Origin of the sequence: Herbaspirillum sp. Sphag64 (genome assembly GCF_014192645.1) — a bacterium.
Taxonomy (GTDB): Bacteria; Pseudomonadota; Gammaproteobacteria; order Burkholderiales; family Burkholderiaceae_D; genus Herbaspirillum.
The window spans coordinates 1-19,875 of record NZ_JACHYE010000011.1; the positions used below are offsets into that span (position 1 = coordinate 1).

At 55.0% G+C, this 19,875-nt stretch carries 17 protein-coding genes; 5 read left to right on the plus strand and 12 right to left on the minus strand.

The window, feature by feature from the left end; translation table 11 throughout:
- Positions 1 to 267 precede the first annotated feature (267 nt).
- The 5 genes from upp to FHW66_RS15985 all read right to left on the minus strand — a co-directional run bounded on the left by upp (position 268) and on the right by FHW66_RS15985 (position 5,377).
- Positions 268 to 915 carry a uracil phosphoribosyltransferase gene (gene upp, locus FHW66_RS15965; protein ID WP_183380817.1) on the minus strand — a complete coding sequence of 216 codons (648 nt, stop codon included), beginning with the start codon at positions 913 to 915 and terminating at the stop codon, positions 268 to 270.
- A 105-nt stretch (positions 916 to 1,020) separates the two neighbouring features.
- Positions 1,021 to 2,211: an FAD-dependent monooxygenase gene (locus tag FHW66_RS15970; RefSeq protein WP_183380818.1), complete on the minus strand. Its 1,191-nt coding sequence runs from the start codon at positions 2,209 to 2,211 to the stop codon at positions 1,021 to 1,023.
- A 33-nt stretch (positions 2,212 to 2,244) separates the two neighbouring features.
- Positions 2,245 to 3,585 (minus strand): Xaa-Pro aminopeptidase, encoded by a 1,341-nt coding sequence (pepP, locus tag FHW66_RS15975; protein WP_183380819.1) that lies wholly within the window; start codon positions 3,583 to 3,585, stop codon positions 2,245 to 2,247.
- An 18-nt stretch (positions 3,586 to 3,603) separates the two neighbouring features.
- Complete coding sequence (murU, locus tag FHW66_RS15980; protein ID WP_183380820.1) at positions 3,604 to 4,314, minus strand: N-acetylmuramate alpha-1-phosphate uridylyltransferase MurU; 711 nt, start codon at positions 4,312 to 4,314, stop codon at positions 3,604 to 3,606.
- Positions 4,315 to 4,336: 22 nt separating this feature from the next.
- The gene (locus tag FHW66_RS15985) at positions 4,337 to 5,377 is read right to left on the minus strand and encodes an aminoglycoside phosphotransferase family protein (protein ID WP_183380821.1); all 1,041 of its coding nucleotides are present in this window, start codon (positions 5,375 to 5,377) and stop codon (positions 4,337 to 4,339) included.
- 98 nt (positions 5,378 to 5,475) lie between these two features.
- On the opposite strand from FHW66_RS15985, the gene FHW66_RS15990 reads away from it, so the two are divergent.
- From FHW66_RS15990 to gloA, 5 genes are all read left to right on the plus strand, one after another.
- Positions 5,476 to 7,800 (plus strand): LPS-assembly protein LptD, encoded by a 2,325-nt coding sequence (locus FHW66_RS15990; RefSeq protein ID WP_183380822.1) that lies wholly within the window; start codon positions 5,476 to 5,478, stop codon positions 7,798 to 7,800.
- A 29-nt stretch (positions 7,801 to 7,829) separates the two neighbouring features.
- Positions 7,830 to 9,266, plus strand: coding sequence for a peptidylprolyl isomerase (locus tag FHW66_RS15995; RefSeq protein ID WP_183380918.1), 1,437 nt, complete (start codon positions 7,830 to 7,832; stop codon positions 9,264 to 9,266).
- An 8-nt stretch (positions 9,267 to 9,274) separates the two neighbouring features.
- Positions 9,275 to 10,324 (plus strand): 4-hydroxythreonine-4-phosphate dehydrogenase PdxA, encoded by a 1,050-nt coding sequence (gene pdxA / locus FHW66_RS16000; protein WP_183380823.1) that lies wholly within the window; start codon positions 9,275 to 9,277, stop codon positions 10,322 to 10,324.
- The gene (gene rsmA / locus FHW66_RS16005; RefSeq protein ID WP_183380824.1) at positions 10,321 to 11,106 is read left to right on the plus strand and encodes a 16S rRNA (adenine(1518)-N(6)/adenine(1519)-N(6))-dimethyltransferase RsmA; all 786 of its coding nucleotides are present in this window, start codon (positions 10,321 to 10,323) and stop codon (positions 11,104 to 11,106) included. The genes pdxA and rsmA overlap by 4 nt, the downstream gene beginning before the upstream one ends.
- A 112-nt stretch (positions 11,107 to 11,218) precedes the next feature.
- Positions 11,219 to 11,605: a lactoylglutathione lyase gene (gloA, locus tag FHW66_RS16010; protein ID WP_183380825.1), complete on the plus strand. Its 387-nt coding sequence runs from the start codon at positions 11,219 to 11,221 to the stop codon at positions 11,603 to 11,605.
- Positions 11,606 to 11,637: 32 nt separating this feature from the next.
- On the opposite strand, the gene FHW66_RS16015 is transcribed toward gloA, so the two are convergent.
- The 7 genes from FHW66_RS16015 to FHW66_RS16045 form a co-directional block, all read right to left on the minus strand.
- Positions 11,638 to 12,576 (minus strand): M48 family metallopeptidase, encoded by a 939-nt coding sequence (locus FHW66_RS16015; protein WP_183380826.1) that lies wholly within the window; start codon positions 12,574 to 12,576, stop codon positions 11,638 to 11,640.
- Between the two features lie 28 nt (positions 12,577 to 12,604).
- Positions 12,605 to 13,375, minus strand: a complete 771-nt coding sequence (locus FHW66_RS16020; RefSeq protein WP_255459007.1) for a 1-acyl-sn-glycerol-3-phosphate acyltransferase — start codon at positions 13,373 to 13,375, stop codon at positions 12,605 to 12,607.
- 61 nt (positions 13,376 to 13,436) lie between these two features.
- Positions 13,437 to 13,994, minus strand: coding sequence for a D-glycero-beta-D-manno-heptose 1,7-bisphosphate 7-phosphatase (gmhB, locus tag FHW66_RS16025; protein ID WP_183380827.1), 558 nt, complete (start codon positions 13,992 to 13,994; stop codon positions 13,437 to 13,439).
- Positions 13,995 to 14,054: 60 nt separating this feature from the next.
- Positions 14,055 to 16,175 carry a glycine--tRNA ligase subunit beta gene (gene glyS, locus FHW66_RS16030; protein WP_183380828.1) on the minus strand — a complete coding sequence of 707 codons (2,121 nt, stop codon included), beginning with the start codon at positions 16,173 to 16,175 and terminating at the stop codon, positions 14,055 to 14,057.
- Between the two features lie 36 nt (positions 16,176 to 16,211).
- Positions 16,212 to 17,129, minus strand: coding sequence for a glycine--tRNA ligase subunit alpha (gene glyQ / locus FHW66_RS16035; protein ID WP_183380829.1), 918 nt, complete (start codon positions 17,127 to 17,129; stop codon positions 16,212 to 16,214).
- Between the two features lie 125 nt (positions 17,130 to 17,254).
- The gene (gene lnt / locus FHW66_RS16040) at positions 17,255 to 18,859 is read right to left on the minus strand and encodes an apolipoprotein N-acyltransferase (RefSeq protein WP_183380830.1); all 1,605 of its coding nucleotides are present in this window, start codon (positions 18,857 to 18,859) and stop codon (positions 17,255 to 17,257) included.
- A 10-nt stretch (positions 18,860 to 18,869) separates the two neighbouring features.
- The gene (locus tag FHW66_RS16045; protein WP_183380831.1) at positions 18,870 to 19,757 is read right to left on the minus strand and encodes an HlyC/CorC family transporter; all 888 of its coding nucleotides are present in this window, start codon (positions 19,755 to 19,757) and stop codon (positions 18,870 to 18,872) included.
- Positions 19,758 to 19,875 lie beyond the last annotated feature (118 nt).

The window sequence follows — 19,875 nt, forward strand, 5'->3', positions numbered from 1 at the left end:
GCTGCAACCAGTGTGAAAGTAGGTCATCGTCAGGCTAGTTATTGAAAAAGCCCTTAACCTTCAGGTTAAGGGCTTTTTGCTTTGCACTTTCCATTACCAATTCGCGCTCCGACAGCATGATTCTGACCTTCCCACGTAAAAGTATCCCCATTTAAAGTTAGTGACTGTGCCGGGGAGGGGCAGTAAGAAGCCAGAGAACATATGTAAATGGCGAACCGATTAACAAGTCGATTCGCATACATAGAGCGCTTTGTGATTGGTGAATCTTTATTTGGTACCAAAAATACGATCACCCGCATCGCCCAGGCCGGGCACGATATACGCCTGCTCATTCAGGTGTGAGTCGAGTGAAGCAACGTAGAGTTTGACGTCAGGATGGGCATCCTGGAATACCTGTACCCCTTCCGGCGCTGCTACCAATGCGACAAAGATGATGTTCTCAGCAACTACGCCACGTTTTTTTAGTGCATCTACTGCATGTACTGCCGAGTTGCCAGTGGCGACCATTGGGTCACACAGAATCATGGTGCGATCTTGCAAGTCCGGTAAACGTACAAGATATTCCACCGGTTGATGCTGGTCGTTGCGATAGACGCCGATATGCCCAACCCGCGCAGACGGGATCAGCTCAAGTAATCCATCACTCATGCCCACACCGGCACGCAATACAGGCACTACGGCTAGTTTCTTGCCCGCGATTACCGGGGCAGCATAGGTTACTAAAGGTGTTTCGATCGACTCGGTCGTTAGCGGTAGATCTCGAGTGATCTCATATCCCATTAGCAAGGTGATTTCACGCAACAAGTCACGGAATGTGCGTGTTGAGGTGCGCTTATCGCGCATGTGCGAAAGCTTGTGCTGGATCAGTGGGTGGTCAAGGATAAACAGCTTGGGAAATCGCGGATCTTGTTTCATGGTGGATGTTCTACAGAAAAAGGGCGGTCAATGCACGCACTTGCCGGCGGCAACATCCTATTGTCTCATGCCACTAGCCGGCTGCAAGGGGCAAGATCGATTCCCTTAACGCCATCCGAACATCATTTGCTCTGCCAGCAAGCGCTTTGCCGGAGCTACGATATCAATCAGGCCTAAGCTCAGTCCAAGCAGAGCTTGCGGTAACGAGCCATCAGGTGCACTGGCGAAGACTCGCGCCATGAGATCAGTCAGTCGGATCGTGGCTTGACGATCACCTTGGCGTTGTTCTTCAAAAAGCTTCAGCGCTGCACTGTCAAATCCTTGCTGCAATAGCGCACGTGCGAGGACAGTGGCGTCTCGAAGACCAAGATTCAATCCCTGACCGGCCACCGGGTGGAGCGTTTGTGCAGCATTGCCTATCGCAACCGTGTGCGGCGAGACTGCAGCTTGTGCATTCAGGCCCAATGGGTAACCAATGCGTGAGCTGCAATGTGTAAAACGTCCCATTCGGCCACCAAACATCTCGCCAAGCGCCGAAAGGAATGCATGCTCATCCATTCCCAAGAGACGTTCTGCCGTTGCTGGTCTGACACACCAGACTAAAGCATAACCATCTTCTTGAGGTAGCAGTGCCAGCGGTCCTTCGGCGGTAAAGCGCTCGAAAGCGCGATGGGCGCTCGGGGCCGAGACATGCACATGCGCGATGATGGCAATCTGCTCGTAGTCTCGTTGCTGTTTCCTTGCTGTCTGTTCAGCGAAGACGCCACCCTCAGCCTGGATTACTACTGCTGCAGTGATGCTGCGTTCATCTTCTAGCTGGACGATGGCATGTTCTGGCTGTTCGCTGATACCAACCACTTTCATCGGCTGCAGTATTGTTGCTCTCGTGCGCGTCAGCGTCGCCGACAATGCGCTAACCAGAGGGCCGTAACGCACGACATGACCTAAGGCAGGTAGATGATAGTCTTCACGCCGAATCAGGGTGCGTCCGAAGTGGCCGCGCCGTGATACGTGAATATGATGGATCGGGCTAGCCGCTTGTGCCAGCGTGCTCCAGACGCCAATATTGTCCAGAATTTGCTGGCTACCCTGCGATAGGGCAATAGTGCGTGGATCCTGATGAGCGGCAGCGGCAGTCTTGGCATCAATCAGTGCGATCCGGGGAGTGGATGCCCTCGACTTGCTATGTTGATATAGCAGCGCGGCGACAGTCATCCCGACCGGCCCGGCACCACAGATAATCACATCGTAATCAAGCTTGGCAGGCAGGACAGCCGGGTGAGCGGAATCAGTCATTTCATCGACCATAAAGTGCAGGAAAAATCAGAGTCAGGCCTGTCGCATCAAGGCTTCGATGTCTGCCACGGAGCGTGGGACCGCAGTCGTCAAAATCTCGCAACCACTCGCAGTGACATGGGCGTCATCTTCGATGCGGATGCCGATATTCCAATATTTTTCAGGTACTCCGGCGGCTGGCCTGACATATATACCTGGCTCGACCGTCAACACCATACCCGGCTGCAGAGTACGCCAAGGCTTGCTGCCATCTGCTTCAGGGGCATCTCGATACTCACCGACATCATGCACATCCATGCCTAACCAATGGCCGGTACGGTGCATGTAGAACTGACGATAGTCACCATTTCGAATGACGTCCTCCAGGCCCCCGACCTTATTTTTGTCGAGCAGCCCAGTATCAAGCATCCCTTGTGCGAGAACGCTCACGGCGGCATCGTGCCCATCCATGAAGCGTTTCCCCGGTGCGGTGACAGCGATCGCAGCGTCTTGTGCCGCCAGGACGATCTCGTAGAGCTCCTTTTGCGCAGGGGAGAAAACGCCATTGGCAGGGAAGGTCCGGGTGATATCCGAGGCATAACTGTCCAGCTCGCAGCCGGCGTCGATCAGCACCAGATCACCGTCCTTGAGTTCAGCATCACTGGCACGATAGTGCAAGACGCAGGCATTGGCGCCTGTGGCGACGATTGATCCGTACGCAGGGAATTGCGAACCACTGCGACGGAATTCATGCAGTAATTCTGCTTCCAGGTGATATTCACGCAGTCCAGGACGAGAGATTTGCATGGCGCGGCAATGAGCGGCTGCAGAAATGATGCCGGCACGTTTCATCACCGCAATTTCACTTGCATCCTTGAACAGACGCATTTCATCAAGTAGCAGTCGTACATCAACCACGGCACCAGGCGCAGTGACGCCGCTACGGCCTAGAGCACGCACGCCTTGGATCCATTGCTGCAATTGCCCGTCGCGCTTGACATCATGTCCCAGCGCATAAAAGACACTGGGTGCATCGGACAGCAGCTTCGGCATCTCTTCATCGAGTTCGTCAATGGCGAAAGCGGCATCAAATCCAAATTGTTCACAGGCTGCTTGCGGCCCAAAGCGATAGCCGTCCCATATTTCCCGTTCGAGATTCTTGTCGCGACAGAACAGAATGCTGCGGCTTTCCTTACCCGCGATGAGCACAATGACTGCGTCCGGCTCGGTAAAGCCGGACAGATAATAAAAATAGCTATCATGCCGGTACGGATAATCCGCATCGCGATTACGCATGACTTCAGGTGCTGTTGGAATAATGGCAACACCGCCACCACGGGATTGCATCTGTTGCAGCAATGCAGTGCGACGTGCGCTGAAGGAGGTGATAGGCATGCGTTACTCTCTTCCTGATCAGGCTCCGTGGAGAGGAGCATTTAATTCTTCCAGTTGTTCGGTAGTGCCGACATTGACCCACAGGCCACGGTATAACTCACCACCGACCTGGCCGCGTGCAATGTATTCACGCAGAAGCGGACCAAGCTTGACACGCTGTCCCGGAGTGATTGCATCAAACATCTGTGGCCGGTAGACACCAATATTGCCAAAAGTGTAGGTCGGCGTACCTTCGTTGGCGATGGTGAAGCCGTTCAAGGCAAAATCTCCATCCGGGTGATGCGTTGGATTTTTGACAAGATACAGCCAGGCGACATCGCGCTGATCCAATGGTAACGGATTCCCCCAAACGTCGTTGTCCTCCAGAACACCTTTGACCTGCTCGAAGTCAAAATGAGGCATATAGATGTCGCCCGATATCGCAAGAAATGGATCTTCGCCCAGTAAATGACGCGCGTGTGCAATACCACCTGCGGTTTCCAGCGCACTTGCCTCAGGCGAATAAACGATTTGCGCACCAAGTTGACTGCCGTCGCCCAGCGCCTCCGGAAGCATATGACCAAGATGGGCGTGATTGATCACGATCTCGGTGATGCCGGCGCGGACCAACCCGAGAATCTGCCAGACGATCAGAGGGCGGCCGCGGACCTTCAGTAGTGGCTTGGGACAGGTGTCGGTCAGCGGACGCATGCGTTCCCCGCGGCCGGCTGCAAAGATCATGGCTTTCATGGAAATCGTAGATGCAGTTGGGTCAGAAGGTGTAGCCAACCTGTGGCGCTTTGTCTTCGAGTTTTTCGATTAGCCTCACCAGTGGCGCCAGAGCGGTATAGCGTCGCGCAGCTTTCAGCGTGTATTCCATCACGAGCGGAATGTCCTTGAGATAGGCATCTTTGCCATCGCGGTGGTACAAGCGGGCAAAAATACCTAGAATTTTCAAGTGCCGTTGTAAGCCCATGAATTCGAAGTCACGGTAAAACGTGTCGATATCTGGTGCCACTGGAAGACCAGCGCGCTTGGCGCGTTCCCAATATCGGATGACCCAATCCAGCACCATTTCTTCATCCCATTGAATGTAGGCATCACGCAGTAACGACACCAGATCATAAGTAATCGGACCATAAAGGGCATCCTGAAAGTCGATAATGCCAGGATTGCCATTAGGTAATACCATTAAATTGCGTGAATGGTAGTCCCGATGTACGTAGACCTGTGTTTGTGCCAGATTATTGGCCAGCAAAGTATCGAACACTTTATTCAATGTCTTGTTCTGCTCTTCGCTCAACACGATGTTGAGATGCTTTCCGATATACCACTCAGGGAATAGTTGTAGTTCCCGCAGCAGGGTAGCGCGGTCATATTCGGGAAGCACATCGGGCTTGCTCTGCGTTTGCAGCAAGATCAGTGCGTCAATGGCATCGATATAGAGCTTGTGGGCGGTATCGTGATTGAGCTGGTTCAGATAAGTGCTTGAGCCCAGATCGGACAGTAATAGAAAGCCGCGCTCAACATCTTGCGCGAGGATGGCAGGAACTGAGACCCCTGTTTTGCCAAAAATTTCAGCGACATGGATGAAAGGCCGGGTATCTTCCTGTGGCGGTGGTGCATCCATGACGATCAGGCTGCCCTGGTCAGGCGTATCCACCCGGAAATAACGGCGAAAACTCGCATCAGCAGAGGCTGGGCGCAACGTTTCTGGCAGGGTCGGTGTCGCGATAAGCGTAGAGAGCCATTCCTTGACCAGTGACAGGCGGGTATCGGAAGAAAAATCGGCAGAGGAATGAATTAAAGACATGAACAATCAGAGGAATTCGTGTGATGGTGTTGAGTTCCCATATAATAAGGGATTAAATCCAAAAAATCGCCTGCCACGGTGTTTGAACGACTCCCTACATGATTCGATTTTTCAAGTTTCCATTTAGCCGTGTCGCTGACTTGCGCATGTCGCGATTGTTCACCTCACTGGTGGTTGCGGCGTCTGCGACGTCCGTTCTGCCGCTCGCGGCCCACGCACAGGTCAGCCCCGACACGCAAGGCAAGACCAAATCCGCCGACGACAAGGATGGCCCGATCAATGTCAGTGCAGAGCAAATGACTGGGCGTCCTGATCGGAAAATCAATCTCGATCGTGACGTTGAGGTTGTCCGCGGTGCCACGACCATCCGAGCTGACCGCGCCGAATACCGCATCATCCAGGACGAAGTGGAGGCCACAGGACACGTGTGGATGAAACGTCTTCAGGATAGTTATACCGGTGACCAGGCACTGATGAATATGGAAACCGGCAAGGGTTATGTCGAAAGTCCGACTTACTTGTTTGGTAGCATTGGTGGTCGAGGTAAAGCGGATCGGATCGAATTTCTCTCCGATGATCAGGCGCGGGTGACTGATGGCACCTACAGTACCTGTGAAGCACAGGACCCTGACTGGTATGTGAAGGCTTCCACGCTGGATCTGGACAGTGGACGTGACGTTGGCACCGTGCATGATGGCTTGGTCTATTTCAAAGGCGTACCGATTCTGGCAACTCCGTGGATGTCTTTCCCCTTGTCGGGAGAGCGTACATCAGGTGTGTTGCCGCCAACCTTTGGCTTTACCAGTACCGGTGGTGCCGAGCTGACGGTGCCTTATTACTTCAATATTGCGCCGAATCGTGACTTGACTGTCTACCCACGCTACATTGCCCGCCGTGGCTTGCAACTCGGGCTCGACGGCCGCTATATGGGGGACGATTACACCGGCGAAACCAAGATTGAAGGGATTCAGGATCAACTGACTGGCACCGGTCGCTATTCGCTAAGTTCGGTTTTCTCCAAAACACTGGCGCCGGGCCTCGTGTTTGCCTGGAATGTCAGCAAGGTATCGGATAATAATTACCCTAGTGACTTCTCCAATCTGGTCAACGTAGCGACTAATCGCATTCTTACCCGTGATGTCAGCCTGAGTTACTCGGGCGCCTATGATAATTACTATTGGTCTACGACCGTCCGAGCCATCAAGTATCAATTGTTGCAGGACGTCAATAGTCCCATTCAGAAGCCGTATGACCGGGTTCCTCAGCTGGATCTGAACGCGGCCCGTTATGACGTCGGCGGCTTCGATCTGAAGTTGAATGCGCAATATGCCAGCTTCTCGAATGCCTTCACTGGAACCTCGGCTTACACCGGTGCCATGGTTGGTGGGGAGCGTGCCTATGCGACACCGTCGATTTCCTATCCTATCCTTGGTGCCGGGTACTACATTACGCCCAAGGCACAGCTGGATGGCACAAGTTACCATCTGAATAATGTTGCCCCTGGCGCAGCGACAGAACTCAATCGTGTGGTCCCGACCTATTCGTTGGATGCTGGGCTGACATTTGAGCGCGAGACCAGTATCTTCGGCCGCGACATGACACAAACACTTGAACCGCGCCTATTGTATGTACGCACGCCCTATCGTGATCAAAGCCAGTATCCAATCTTTGACAGCGGTGTGGCAGATTTCAACTTTGCACAGATTTTTAGTGAAAATCGGTTCACCGGGCATGACCGTATCAGCGACGCCAACCAGATCACTGGTGGTGTCATCTCGCGTCTGATCGAAGAGAATGGTCTGGAGCGACTGCGTCTTGGTGTTGCCCAGCGCTTCTATCTCTCGGACCCTCAGGTCACACTCGACAGCGCCTACGCACAGTACAACGCCTTTAACACAGATGGTACGCTCGACACCATCACTGGCAGCAAATCAGACTTGCTGCTGTCCGCAGGCGGTCAGGTGACCAGTACTATTTCGCTCGACAATACCTTGCAATACAGTGAAACGTATGGTCAGATGGTGCGCGCTAATTTTGGCGCATCGTGGCAGCCGGCACCCAAGAAGGTCTTGAATCTGACTTACCGCCTTGATCGTACCGACGGCGTACTGAAACAGATTGATGTCTCTGGTCAGTGGCCCGTTACCGGACGCTGGTACGCGGTAAGCCGTATCAACTATTCAATCCCGGATCGGACCGTCGCCGAGGGCTTGTTGGGGATGGAATACAAGGCCGATTGCTGGGTTCTGCGTCTGGTCGCGCAACGTATTCCAACCGCCTCGACACAGGCGTCGACTTCTTTCTTTGTTCAGCTTGAGCTCAATGGCCTCTCCAGAATCGGCTCCAACCCGCTGGATGCGCTGAGCAACAGTATCCCTGGCTATCAGAACATCAACAAGTCAGATGACACCACACGTTATTGATTGCTAATTTTATGAACGTTCCTTTTTCCATGCGCAATTACTCTTCTGTACGTATCACGTCGGGCATCGTTTTGTTGTGCGTGTCCTGCAGTCTGGCCAATCACGCTCAGGCACAGTCACCACTGTCAATGCCTCCTGTGGTCGCACCACCCGTCAATGTCGGTCCGGCATTGACTGTTCCTGCCGCACCCAGTAAGACGTCCACTGCAACAACCAGGCCAGTTCAGCCACGGCCGGTCGATGCTATTCTCGCGGTAGTCAACGATGACGTGATCACGCGTCAGGAACTGATTGAGCGTCTGGCATCGGTCGAAAAGCGACTGACTACGCAAGGCGTGCAGTTGCCTCCGCGCGCAACCTTGCAGCGTCAGTTGCTCGAGCGCTTGATTCTTGAGCGTGCGCAGACTCAGATGGCCAAGGAAGAAGGGATCATCGTCGACGACACCATGCTTGATCGCGCCGTCTCCCGGATTGCCGACCAGAATAAAATGTCGATGGCGCAGTTCCGTATCCAGTTGCAGCGTGAGGGTATTGCTTACCCGGCGTTCCGCGAAGAAATTCGCCGCGAAATTCTGATGCAGCGCCTGCGTGAGCGGGAAGTTGACAACAAGGTCCTGGTCACCGAGTCGGAAGTTGACAACTATCTTGCGGCAGATGCCAATGGCACGATCAAGCGCGATGAACTGGACTTGGCGCAAATTCTGATTCGTGTACCTGAAAATCCAACAAAAGAGCAACTTGCTGACCGCCGTCAGCGTGCCGAGGATGTTCTCAACCAGCTCAAGAATGGCGCTGATTTTGCCAAGCTGGCAGCAACTTACTCCGACAGTAATGATGCCCTCAGTGGCGGTGATCTCGGCTGGCGTACGCAGGACCGGTTGCCACAACTGTTTCTGGATGCTGCTGCCGGACTGGCACCGGGTGATGTATCAGGCATTCTCAAGAGCGGAAATGGCTTTCATATCATCAAGCTGGTCGGCCGTCGCAATGCTGGCGACAGCAACCCTGCTGCCGCTGCGACACAACAGACACACGCCCGACATATCCTGATCAAGGTCAATCAAGTGGTGTCGGCTGCCGAGGCACGTCGCAAGTTGCTGGAGCTTAAGGAACGTCTGGATAATCATGCAGCGACGTTTGAAGAATTGGCCAAGCTGTATTCCAACGATCTGTCGGCCTCCAAGGGCGGTGATCTGGGATGGCTGTATCCGGGTGACACTGTACCGGAATTCGAGCATGCGATGAATGAACTCAAGGTTGGCGAAATCAGCCAGCCAATCGAATCGCCTTTTGGCTATCACCTGATCCAGGTTCTGGAACGCAAGACCGACGAAGGTTCGGCTGAACGTGCGCGTCAGGCTGCACGTCAGGCAATCCGTCAACGCAAGATCGAGGAAGCCACAGAAGACTGGCTGCGTCAGTTGCGTGATCGCACCTACGTTGAATACCGTTCTGACGACAATTGATTCCGATCATGTCTACGCAGGCCGCTGTCGCCACAGGTTCTCGCCCGACGTTGGCGATAACCTGTGGCGAACCGGCGGGTATCGGCCCGGAAATCTCCATCAAGGCCGCCTGGGCGCTGCGGGACGAGGTTCGCGCGGTCTTGCTGGGCGATGCTGCGTTCCTGTCCCAGACGGCACAAATGCTGGACCCGGCCATCGCCGTATCTGCACTGTCGCAGCAGGCTTTCAACAATACCGGCCTGCCTGATTTTCCTGCCAATCGTCTGATCGTGGTGGATTGCCCGGTCGATGAGCCGATTGTGCCTGGCATACTGGATGCGCGAAATGGTCGCGCGGTGCTGAAAACACTGGATGTCGCCATTGCTGGGACGCTGAGCGGTCAGTTCGACGCCATGGTCACTGCGCCACTTCAAAAAAGTACCATCAACGATGCCGGTGTCGCCTTTACTGGTCACACCGAATATCTGGCCGAGCGCACCAACACCGAGCAGGTCGTCATGATGCTTGCAGGTGGTCAGTCGCCACATTTGCGTGTCGCTCTGGCGACCACCCATCTGGCGCTGCGGGATGTCGCAGATGCGATTACCTTTGATTCCCTCACGCGGGTTATCGATATCATCGATACCGACCTGCGCAGCAAATTCGGTATCGCTGAACCACGTATTCTGGTCACTGGTCTGAACCCGCATGCTGGCGAAAATGGCTACCTCGGACGAGAAGAAATTAACGTCATCACGCCGGCGCTGGACGCCGCGCGCCAACGTGGTATCAACGTCGAAGGGCCATATCCGGCCGATACCCTGTTTCAGCAAAAATATCTCGAGCATGCCGATTGCGTGCTCGCCATGTATCACGATCAAGGCTTGCCGGTCCTCAAATTCGCCAGCTTCGGCCAGGGCGTCAACATTACGCTTGGCTTGCCGCTAATTCGCACCTCGGTTGACCACGGTACCGCGCTGGATCTGGCGACCCAGGGATTGGGACATGCCGATCACGGCAGCATGATCGAAGCCATCAAGACCGCCGCGCTCATGGTGCGTGCCAAGAAGTCTCTATGAAACACATTCCTCGCAAGCGCTTCGGACAGAATTTTCTGACCGATCAAACGGTATTGTTCGACATCATTCGTGCCATCGATCCACAAAAGGATGATGCCATGGTCGAGATCGGCCCCGGCCTCGCCGCAATGACCCGCCTGCTACTCGAGGCGGTAGATCAGATGCATGTCGTCGAATTGGATCGCGATCTGGTTACCCGCTTGAGCAAGCAGTTTGATCCACAGCGTCTACAGGTACACTCTGCTGATGCGCTGAAGTTCGACTTCACCACCATCCCGGTACCAGCCGGGCGCAAACTGCGCGTTGTCGGCAATCTGCCCTATAACATTTCCAGCCCTTTGCTGTTCCATCTGGCGGATATTGCACCGTTGGTCCAGGATCAGCACTTCATGCTGCAAAAGGAAGTGGTCGAACGCATGGTCGCCGAACCAGGCAGCAAGGCATTCGGGCGCTTGTCGGTCATGCTGCAATGGCGTTATCACATGGAACTCATGTTTGTGGTGCCGCCGACCGCCTTTGATCCACCGCCGCGCGTGGACTCAGCCATCGTGCGCATGATTCCACTGGCGAATCCGTTGGCTTGTCAGCAAGCTTTACTGGAGCAAGTCGTCACGAAGGCATTTTCGCAACGTCGCAAGGTAATTCGTAACTGTGTCGCCGGTCTGCTGGACGAGGCGGACTTGCTGGCCGCCGGGATTGATCCGCAAGCGCGTCCCGAAGCGGTACCAACCGAGCAGTTTGTCGCGCTGGCCAAGGTGCTGGAGCGCAAACGCGCTACCTGAGCCTTGAGCGCAGGATGGTTGCCAGCGGGACTGCAGCAACAACGCTACAATCAAAGACCCAGCCAAGCGACTCAGCTCGGCCCATCATTTCAGTCAGTCAAAAGGATTTTTCATGCGTATCCTGCATACCATGCTGCGGGTCGGAGACCTGCAGCGCTCCATCGATTTTTACACCAAGGTGCTGGGCATGAAGCTGCTGCGCACCAGCGAAAACACCGAGTACAGATATACCCTGGCGTTCCTGGGTTATGGCGGTAACCCAGAGCATGCTGAGCTCGAGTTGACCTATAACCACGGTGTTACGCACTATGAAATGGGTACTGCCTATGGACATATCGCGATTGCTGTCGAAGATGCCTACAAGGCATGCGACGCCGCACGCGCTGCCGGCGGCAATGTTACGCGCGAGGCAGGTCCGGTAAAGGGTGGTACTACGGTGATCGCATTTGTAACCGATCCTGATGGCTACAAGATCGAGTTTATTGAACAGAAGCATTAACCCTGCTTCGTTTCAATGCCTGCCGACATGAGTCAGAAGGTCGGCAGTGTCTCTGGCGCACTCTGACGCAGGGCGCGCTTGGCAGATTCAAATTCTGGAAAGATGGATTGGACGGTCGCCCAGAAGCGCGGGCTGTGATTCATTTCCCGCAGATGCGATAGCTCGTGAGCAATCACATAATCAATCAGCGGCAACGCAAAATGCATCAGCCGCCAGTTCAAACGGATACGTCCGTCGGCCGTACAGGAGCCCCATTGCGTCGTTGCAGACGAGAGGGCATACGAGCGGTAGCTGACGCCCAGCTTGGCAGCATACAAAGGTAGTCGTGCGCCGAACAGCTCCTTGGCGCGCGCCTGCAGCCAGCCTTGTACCCGGTCCTTCAACTGCTGCTCTCCGGCATCCCCAGGTAAGTTCACAATCAGCTCACGGCTGGCCTCATCATAGGCAATACCGCTAGTCTGCTGGGCGCGGATGCGCAGCGTAATGTCCTGGCCTAGATACGGCAGTGTTGCACCATCGCGCCATTGCATTTGAGGTTTGAGCCGACGCGCTGAACGTTCGCGACGTTCAACCAGTTTGCTTAAAATCCAGCGTTGCTTGTCTCGGATAGCCTTGTCGATATCTCCCAGCGTGACCCAATTCGGTGCTGTTACACGTAGTCCCTCATCGCTGATCAGAAAGCCAATAGAGCGGCGGCGTGAGCGTAACAACACAAAGTCAAGCACATGCTCACCCAGCTGAATCCGACGCTTACCATCGGACAGGTTGCGGCTGGGGGCAGTCGGCTCAACAGGTGGAGTGGCGCGCGCTGCAGGTGGTGGCGCAGTGACAGGAGCAGGAGGAAGAAAAATGGGAGACTGTGGTGAAGAAGGTGGCTCGTCCTGCCGCGACTCTGGTGGCGTCGTTTCAAAAAAATCCAGTGGCAGCGCGAGCTGATTAGGATCTGGTTGCGTGTGACGAAGCAGTTTCAATGGTGGCAGGACGACTTAGCAATAGCGTTTAGTTTGTTTGTTTGGCGTCAGCAACATTCCGGGATTCATGGGCATAAATCGCGGGAGAAATAACGCGCATTTCTGATTCTATCCAATTTTCCACACGTTGGCTGAGTGTTGCAGAGTCCAGTCCCTCGGAAGAAATCGGCTTGCCAATCGAGACCGTGATCAAGCCGGGCTTTTTGATGAACGACCCCTTGGCCCAACATTCGCCGGCATTGACCGCAATCGGTACCACCGGGGTTTGGGTTTCGACTGCCAGACGCGGACCGCCGAGCTTGTACTTGCCCGCTTTGCCCACGGCAATGCGTGTCCCTTCAGGAAACATGATTACCCACTGACCATCGGCCAGACGCTTGCGGCCATGTTCCACTACTTGCGCGAAGGCATCCTTGCCCTTGCTGCGATCAATCGGGATCATCCGCAACAAGGCAATGCCCCAACCGAAGAAGGGGATGTAGGTCAGCTCTTTCTTGAACACAAACACCAGCGGACGTGGCATCAGAATCACATAGAAAATGGTTTCCCAGGCCGACTGATGCTTCGACAACAGAATCGCCGGCGCATCAGGAAGATTTTCCATCCCACGTACTTCATAGCGGATACCGCAAATCACACGTGCGGCCCAGATCACCACCACATTCCAACGCGATGTCAGATAGTAGCGCTGCGCATACGGAAACGGTGCGAACAGAATGCAGGCCATGGACCAGACGATGGTCATCACTGCCATGATCAGCGTGAAGAGAACTGAGCGCAGAAATAAATTGAGTTGCAAAATGACGTCCTTTGATTGGTATGGCGGACAAGCACGCGTGCTTATTCGCTACGGAGTAAATTCAGACCGCCAGCGGTACCGGTGCCTTCAGCAGAAAATCGACCACTGATGCCAGATCCGGATAAATCAGCGTACCCGGGGGCAAACCACCCTTTTCACGCGTTTTTTCACCCTTGCCAGTCAAGACCAGATAGGGCGCGCAGCCAGCGATAAAACCTGCCTGCAAATCGCGCAATGAGTCGCCCACTGTCGGCACACCACCGCGCAGGCTCACGCCAAAGCGTTTGCCAATATCATTGAACATCCCGGCTTTGGGTTTGCGGCAATCGCAATTATCGTCGGCGGCATGCGGGCAAAAGAACACCGCGTCAATCTCGGCACCGACCTGTTGTGCAGCGTTGTGCATTTTCTGATGGATCGCATTGAGCGTCATCATATCGAACAGGCCGCGTGCCACACCGGACTGATTGGTTGCCACCGCCACTCGATAACCGGCCTGATTCAGGCGTGCAATCGCTTGCAGTGAGCCCTTGATCGGGATCCATTCGTCAGGTGATTTGATGAAGGCATCCGAGTCGTGATTTATCACACCATCTCGGTCCAGAATAATCAGCTTCATAGCAGTAGATTCTTTCGTGACAGGTCTGGTTAGGTTTGGCTGTTCATCAATGTGCCAGACTCAAGCGGCCAGCTTGGAAATGTCGGCAACCTGATTGAGCATCTGATGCAATTGCGCCAGCAAGGCCTGACGGTTATTGCGCAGTTGCGCGTCTTCCGCATTGACCATGACATCGGTGAAGAAGGCGTCCACATCCTGGCGCAATTGTGCCAGTGCCATCAGCGCGTCGCTGAAATTACCAGCCGCAAAAGCGGTATCGACTTGTGGCTTCAATTTCAGCATTGCCGCATACAAGGCTTTTTCAGCAGCTTCTTGCAGCAATGCGCTATCTACCGTGCCGCTGACGTCAGTCTCGATTTTCTTGAGAATGTTGGTAATGCGCTTGTTAGCCGCTGCCAGTGCTTCTGCCTCTGGCAATGCAGCAAATGCCTGTACCGCATCCAACCGCTCGGTGATGTTGTCGAGCTGCGCCGGTTGTTGTGCGATCACTGCCTCAATTTCGTTAGGCGTGTAATTGCGCTCACGGAGCAAACCGCGCAAACGATCGTAAATAAAGCTGCTGACCTCGGCACTCGGGTCTTTGAATTGTGGGTTGCCCGCAAACAGTGCTACGGCTTGTTGGATCAACACGGGAATGGACAGAGGCAAACGCTTTTCCACCAGCATGCGCAGGATACCCAGCGCATGACGACGCAAGGCAAACGGATCCTTGTCACCGGTTGGTTGCAGACCGATACCCCAGATCCCGACCAGTGTTTCCAGCTTGTCTGCCAGTGCCACCGCAGTACCAGTTAAAGAGGACGGCAGTGCATCGCCGGCGAAGCGCGGCTGATAATGTTCGGAAGCAGCCAAAGCGACGGCATCCGGCTCACCATCGTGACGTGCATAGTAGGTACCCATGATGCCTTGCAGTTCAGGGAATTCGCCAACCATGTCAGTCAGCAAATCGGCCTTGGCCAGCAACGCGCCACGTTCAGCCAGCGCAACGGCGGTGCTGTCGCCGCCCAGCAGCGCGGCAATCGCAGCAGCCAGCGCCTGGACGCGCTCGGTACGCTGTAACTGGTTGCCCAGCTTGTTGTGGTAGACCACGTTGGCCAGTTGCGGGATGCGGTCAGCCAACGATTTCTTCTTGTCCTGCTCAAAGAAAAACTTGGCATCCGACAAGCGCGGACGCACCACGCGTTCGTTACCCTGAATGATGTGTTGCGGGAAATCGGTCGCCAGATTGGAGACGATCAAAAAGCGCGAGCGCAGCTTGCCAGCAGCATCGGTGAGCGCAAAATATTTCTGATTGGTCTGCATGGTCAGGATCAGGCATTCCTGCGGCACCGCGAGGAATTGATCATCAAACTTGCATTCGTAGACCACCGGCCATTCCACCAGCGCGGTCACCTCGTCGAGCAGCGACTCTGGCATCAGGACTTTGTCGTCACCTGCCTTGGCCAGCAGGTCAGTGCGGATCTTTTCCTTGCGGGCGATAAAGCTTGGAATTAACTTGCCTTCGGTCTCCAGCGTCGCGCTGTAGCTATCCGGATTGGCGATGGTGATCGCACCCTGCGACAGGAAGCGATGCCCCAATGTCTGATTACCGGCATCCAGGCCGAGAATGTTGAGTGGTACAACATCGTTGCCATGCAAGGCCAGCAGGCGATGTGCTGGACGCACGAAGTGTACCGTTTCACCTGCGGCACGACCGAACTGACGTTGATAGCTCATCAGTTTGGGGATTGGCAGCTTGGCAACGGCTTCCTCCAGCGCAGTTTGCAAACCGCTTTGCAGCGTCGAACCCTTGGCCGTATAGGTATAGAAAAAGCTCTCTGCCTTGCCATCCTGCGCACGTTCGAGCTGATCTGGCGTGATCACGGTGGCACCGGTCTGTGCAGCCAGTGCTGCCAGTTTTTTCACCAGCGGTGCAGAAGGGCGGCCTTCTGCGTCCAGCGCGACGGTCACGGGTAATACTTTTTCACGAACGGTCTTGTCCAGCGAGGTGGCGCGCACCTGGCTGATGGCGACCGCCAGACGGCGCGGTGTCGCATAGCTGGTCAACGTGGCGCCATCGGCCAGGAAATCACGCGCCTTCAAACCATTGAAGATTGCGGCAGCAAAGGCATCGCCCAGCTTGGCCAGTGCCTTCGGTGGCAGTTCTTCGGTCAGCAGTTCTACTAAAAGTGTTTGGGTCATGTTGGTGTCTTACGGTTCTTACTTCGCGTCATTGGTTCAGGCGGCCTGCTGTTTCTGTGCCGCATCCAGCATCGGGAAACCGAGTCGTTCACGTGACTCGAAATAGGCTTGCGCCACCGCCCGCGACAGATTGCGGATGCGACCGATATAGGCAGCGCGCTCGGTCACCGAGATTGCGCCACGGGCATCCAGCAGATTGAAGGTGTGCGCAGCCTTCAGGATCATTTCGTAGGCAGGCAGTGCCAGTGGTACTTCCAGCAGACGCTTGGCTTCGGCTTCGTAGTTGCCGAACAGCGAGAACAGGAAGTCGGTATTCGAGTATTCGAAGTTGAAGGTCGATTGCTCCACCTCATTCTGATGGAATACATCACCGTAGGTCAGCTTCTTCTTGACGCCGTTTTCGGTCCACTCGGTCCAGACCAGGTCGTAGACGTTTTCAACGCCTTGCAGATACATCGCCAGACGCTCAATACCGTAGGTGATTTCACCCAGCACCGGTTTGCAGTCGAGCCCACCGACTTGCTGGAAGTAGGTGAACTGGGTCACTTCCATGCCATTGAGCCAGACTTCCCAGCCCAGACCCCAGGCGCCCAGGGTCGGATTTTCCCAGTCATCTTCAACGAAACGCACATCGTTTTGTTGAAGGTCCAGACCCAATGCCTGTAAGGAACCCAGATACAGATCGAGGATGTTTTCCGGCGCAGGCTTCAACACCACCTGATATTGGTAGTAGTGCTGCATGCGATTCGGGTTTTCGCCATAGCGGCCATCTTTGGGTCGACGCGATGGCTGCACATAGGCGGCCCGCCAAGGCTCAGGTCCGATGGCGCGCAGGAAGGTTGCCGTGTGCGAGGTACCAGCACCGACTTCCATGTCGTAGGGCTGGAGCAATGCGCAACCTTGCGCATCCCAATATTCTTGCAGCTTGAGAATGATCTGTTGAAATGTGAGCATCTTTGATGGTTGCCGGACAGGTGGGCAAGGAATTGCTAAAACCCTGAATTTTAGCGGTTTTTGGGGGGCTTATGCGGCCCTTCTCGGTGAAACAGCCGGGAAAAATCACCTCCCGGTCTCGGAAATCAGCGGCGACGGTGTGCCAGCCACCAGCCCAGCACCAGTGCTGCCAGTGTGCACGCCAGCATCAGCGCATTGCCCAGCAGAATGTAAGGGGTCACGCCAGCATAGCCTTGCACCGATGCTGTGAGCACACCACGACTCAGTGGTTGCAATGCTGACAAGATCTGACCCTTAGGATCAATCACGGCGGTGGTGCCGGTATTGGTCGAACGCAGCATTGGACGGCCGGTCTCCAGCGCCCGCATTTGTGAAATCTCCAGATGCTGCGGTAACGCGATTGAATTGCCGAACCAGGCGATATTGGAGGCGTTCAGCAGAATGCTGGCCAATGGTGTGCCATTGTTATAGGAGGCGCGCAACTGGGCGGCAATTTCCTCGCCAAACAAGTCCTCGTAGCAGATATTAGGCATGACCCATTGCTGGCCGATTTGCCACGGCCCCTGCAAAGGATGGCCGCGCCTCATATCGCCCAGCGGGATGTGCATCAGGTCCACAAACCAGCGAAAGCCGAAGGGGATGAATTCACCAAAAGGGACCAGATGATGCTTGTCATAACGATAAGGACGGGTCGCACTGGCCGGATCGGGTGAAAGACCAATGATGCTATTGGCATATTGACCGGGCCCATCCGAGATCGGAATACCTAATGCCAGATGACTGCCCGACGATTGCACGAAATCGGTGATGCGGCGCAGATAGTCCGGTGGTAATTGCTCCGGCAGCAGTGGCACGGCGGTCTCAGGCGTGGCAATCAGGTCAGCAGGCGCGCTGTTGATCATCTCTTCATACATCAACAGGTTCGACAGCAGCGCCTCATTGGAGAACTTCATCTCTTGCGGAATATTACCTTGCAGCAGTCGCACCGAAATTGGCTTGCCCATCGGCTGGGTCCAGTTCACATGATGCAGTGCGAGTCCTGTGATGCCCAGCAATATCACCATCACTGCCGGCAAACTACGCTGCATGCGGGTTGTTACCGTTGCTTTGCGCAAGCTCAGCAGTGCCAGAGCGCCGCTGATGAGCGCCGCAATCCATGCCACACCATACACGCCCATGACCGGTGCAAAACCCGAGAGTGGACCGATATTGTGGGCATAGCCTGAGGTCAGCCAAGGGAATCCGGTAAAAAACCAGCCACGTGTCCACTCCGACAGTGCCCATGCCGACGGCAGAATCAGCAGTGATAGATTGGTATCCGAGGCGAACCAGCGGCGGCGCAACCAGGCCGAGACGGCCATCGCAAGACCCGCATAGAGTCCCAGAAACGTTGCCAGTAAAACAACTGCCAGCGCCGCCATCCAGCTGGCCATGCCGCCATAGTCGTGCATGCTGATATACAACCAATGCACGCCACAGGCTGCCCAGCCAAGGCCATACAACCAGCCTAGCAAGGCCTGACGACGCCAGCCTTGCATGTTGTTTTCAGCTTTGAGGAGCTGCCGGAACAGCCAGGCCAGCGTCAGGATCTGTAGTGGCCAGATGGAGAAGGGGGCAAATGCCAGCACATTGACCATGCCAGCCAGCAAGGCAAACAGTGGCATCCAGCGCGAACTGCCCACAGTCAGGGATGACCGGGTGGCGGTGGCAGAAGAACTGGGTTGATCCATGCAGGAGGGCTTATTCGGTGTCAGTGTCAGGGCTGGTTTCTGGCAGCTTCTCTACCAGCAAGACGTGCACCTGACGGGCGTCAGCACGCAGCACTTCAAAGTGCATGCCGTCAATGTCGAACTCATCACCCTTGCGTGGCACACGGCCAAGGTGATTGGCGACCAGACCGCCGATGGTATCGGCATCCTCATCGGAGAAACTGGTCTCCAGCGTTTCATTGAACTGCTCAATTTCAGTGAGTGCCTTGATGCGCCAGCGCGGACCGTTTGCACCATCCTTGATGGCGAGAATGTTGTCTTCTTCCTCATCAAAGTCATATTCGTCTTCGATATCACCGACGATCTGCTCCAGCACATCCTCAATGGTAATCAAGCCGGCGACGCCACCGTATTCATCGACCACAATCGCCATGTGATTGCGATTGGCTCGGAAGTCGCGCAGCAGCACATTGAGACGCTTGGATTCAGGAATGAACACGGCAGGGCGCAGCATGTCGCGCACATCAAACGAATCTTCGGCGTAATAACGCAGCAAATCCTTGGCCAGCAAGATCCCGATTACCTTGTCGCGTTCACCTTCGACTGCCGGGAAGCGCGAGTGCGAGGTCGACAGCACATCGGGCATCCAGGTTTCGATGGGTTTGCTGATATCAATGGTATCCATCTGCGAGCGCGGCACCATGATGTCGCGCACGGCCAGATCGGACACCTGGAACACGCCTTCGATCATCGACAGCGCGTCGGCATCAATCAGATTGCGTTCGTGAGCGTCGTGCAGGACTTCGAGCAACTCTGCTCGATTTTCAGGTTCGGGGGAGATCAGCGCGGTGAGGCGTTCAAACAATGAACGGTGGGGTTTAGCGTCAAGAGATTTGACGCTACTAGGGTGATCTTGCATATGGCGTGAGCCGTGGGTCCGACGTTGTTTCGATGGGGCATAGGATACAACAAAACTATGACACGGCGATTAAAAGTGAATTTTGGCACCGCAATGTTGTCGCAGATCCCACGACATG

Excerpts from the sequence above, each read along its gene's own strand:
- upp (WP_183380817.1), bottom strand. The coding sequence starts at position 915 with ATGAAACAAGATCCGCGATTTCCCAAGCTGTTTATCCTTGACCACCCA.
- FHW66_RS15970 (WP_183380818.1), bottom strand. The coding sequence starts at position 2,211 with ATGACTGATTCCGCTCACCCGGCTGTCCTGCCTGCCAAGCTTGATTAC.
- pepP (WP_183380819.1), bottom strand. The coding sequence starts at position 3,585 with ATGCCTATCACCTCCTTCAGCGCACGTCGCACTGCATTGCTGCAACAG.
- murU (WP_183380820.1), bottom strand. The coding sequence starts at position 4,314 with ATGAAAGCCATGATCTTTGCAGCCGGCCGCGGGGAACGCATGCGTCCG.
- FHW66_RS15985 (WP_183380821.1), bottom strand. The coding sequence starts at position 5,377 with ATGTCTTTAATTCATTCCTCTGCCGATTTTTCTTCCGATACCCGCCTG.
- FHW66_RS15990 (WP_183380822.1), top strand. The coding sequence starts at position 5,476 with ATGATTCGATTTTTCAAGTTTCCATTTAGCCGTGTCGCTGACTTGCGC.
- FHW66_RS15995 (WP_183380918.1), top strand. The coding sequence starts at position 7,830 with ATGCGCAATTACTCTTCTGTACGTATCACGTCGGGCATCGTTTTGTTG.
- pdxA (WP_183380823.1), top strand. The coding sequence starts at position 9,275 with ATGTCTACGCAGGCCGCTGTCGCCACAGGTTCTCGCCCGACGTTGGCG.
- rsmA (WP_183380824.1), top strand. The coding sequence starts at position 10,321 with ATGAAACACATTCCTCGCAAGCGCTTCGGACAGAATTTTCTGACCGAT.
- gloA (WP_183380825.1), top strand. The coding sequence starts at position 11,219 with ATGCGTATCCTGCATACCATGCTGCGGGTCGGAGACCTGCAGCGCTCC.
- gmhB (WP_183380827.1), bottom strand. The coding sequence starts at position 13,994 with ATGAAGCTGATTATTCTGGACCGAGATGGTGTGATAAATCACGACTCG.
- glyS (WP_183380828.1), bottom strand. The coding sequence starts at position 16,175 with ATGACCCAAACACTTTTAGTAGAACTGCTGACCGAAGAACTGCCACCG.
- glyQ (WP_183380829.1), bottom strand. The coding sequence starts at position 17,129 with ATGCTCACATTTCAACAGATCATTCTCAAGCTGCAAGAATATTGGGAT.
- lnt (WP_183380830.1), bottom strand. The coding sequence starts at position 18,859 with ATGGATCAACCCAGTTCTTCTGCCACCGCCACCCGGTCATCCCTGACT.
- FHW66_RS16045 (WP_183380831.1), bottom strand. The coding sequence starts at position 19,757 with ATGCAAGATCACCCTAGTAGCGTCAAATCTCTTGACGCTAAACCCCAC.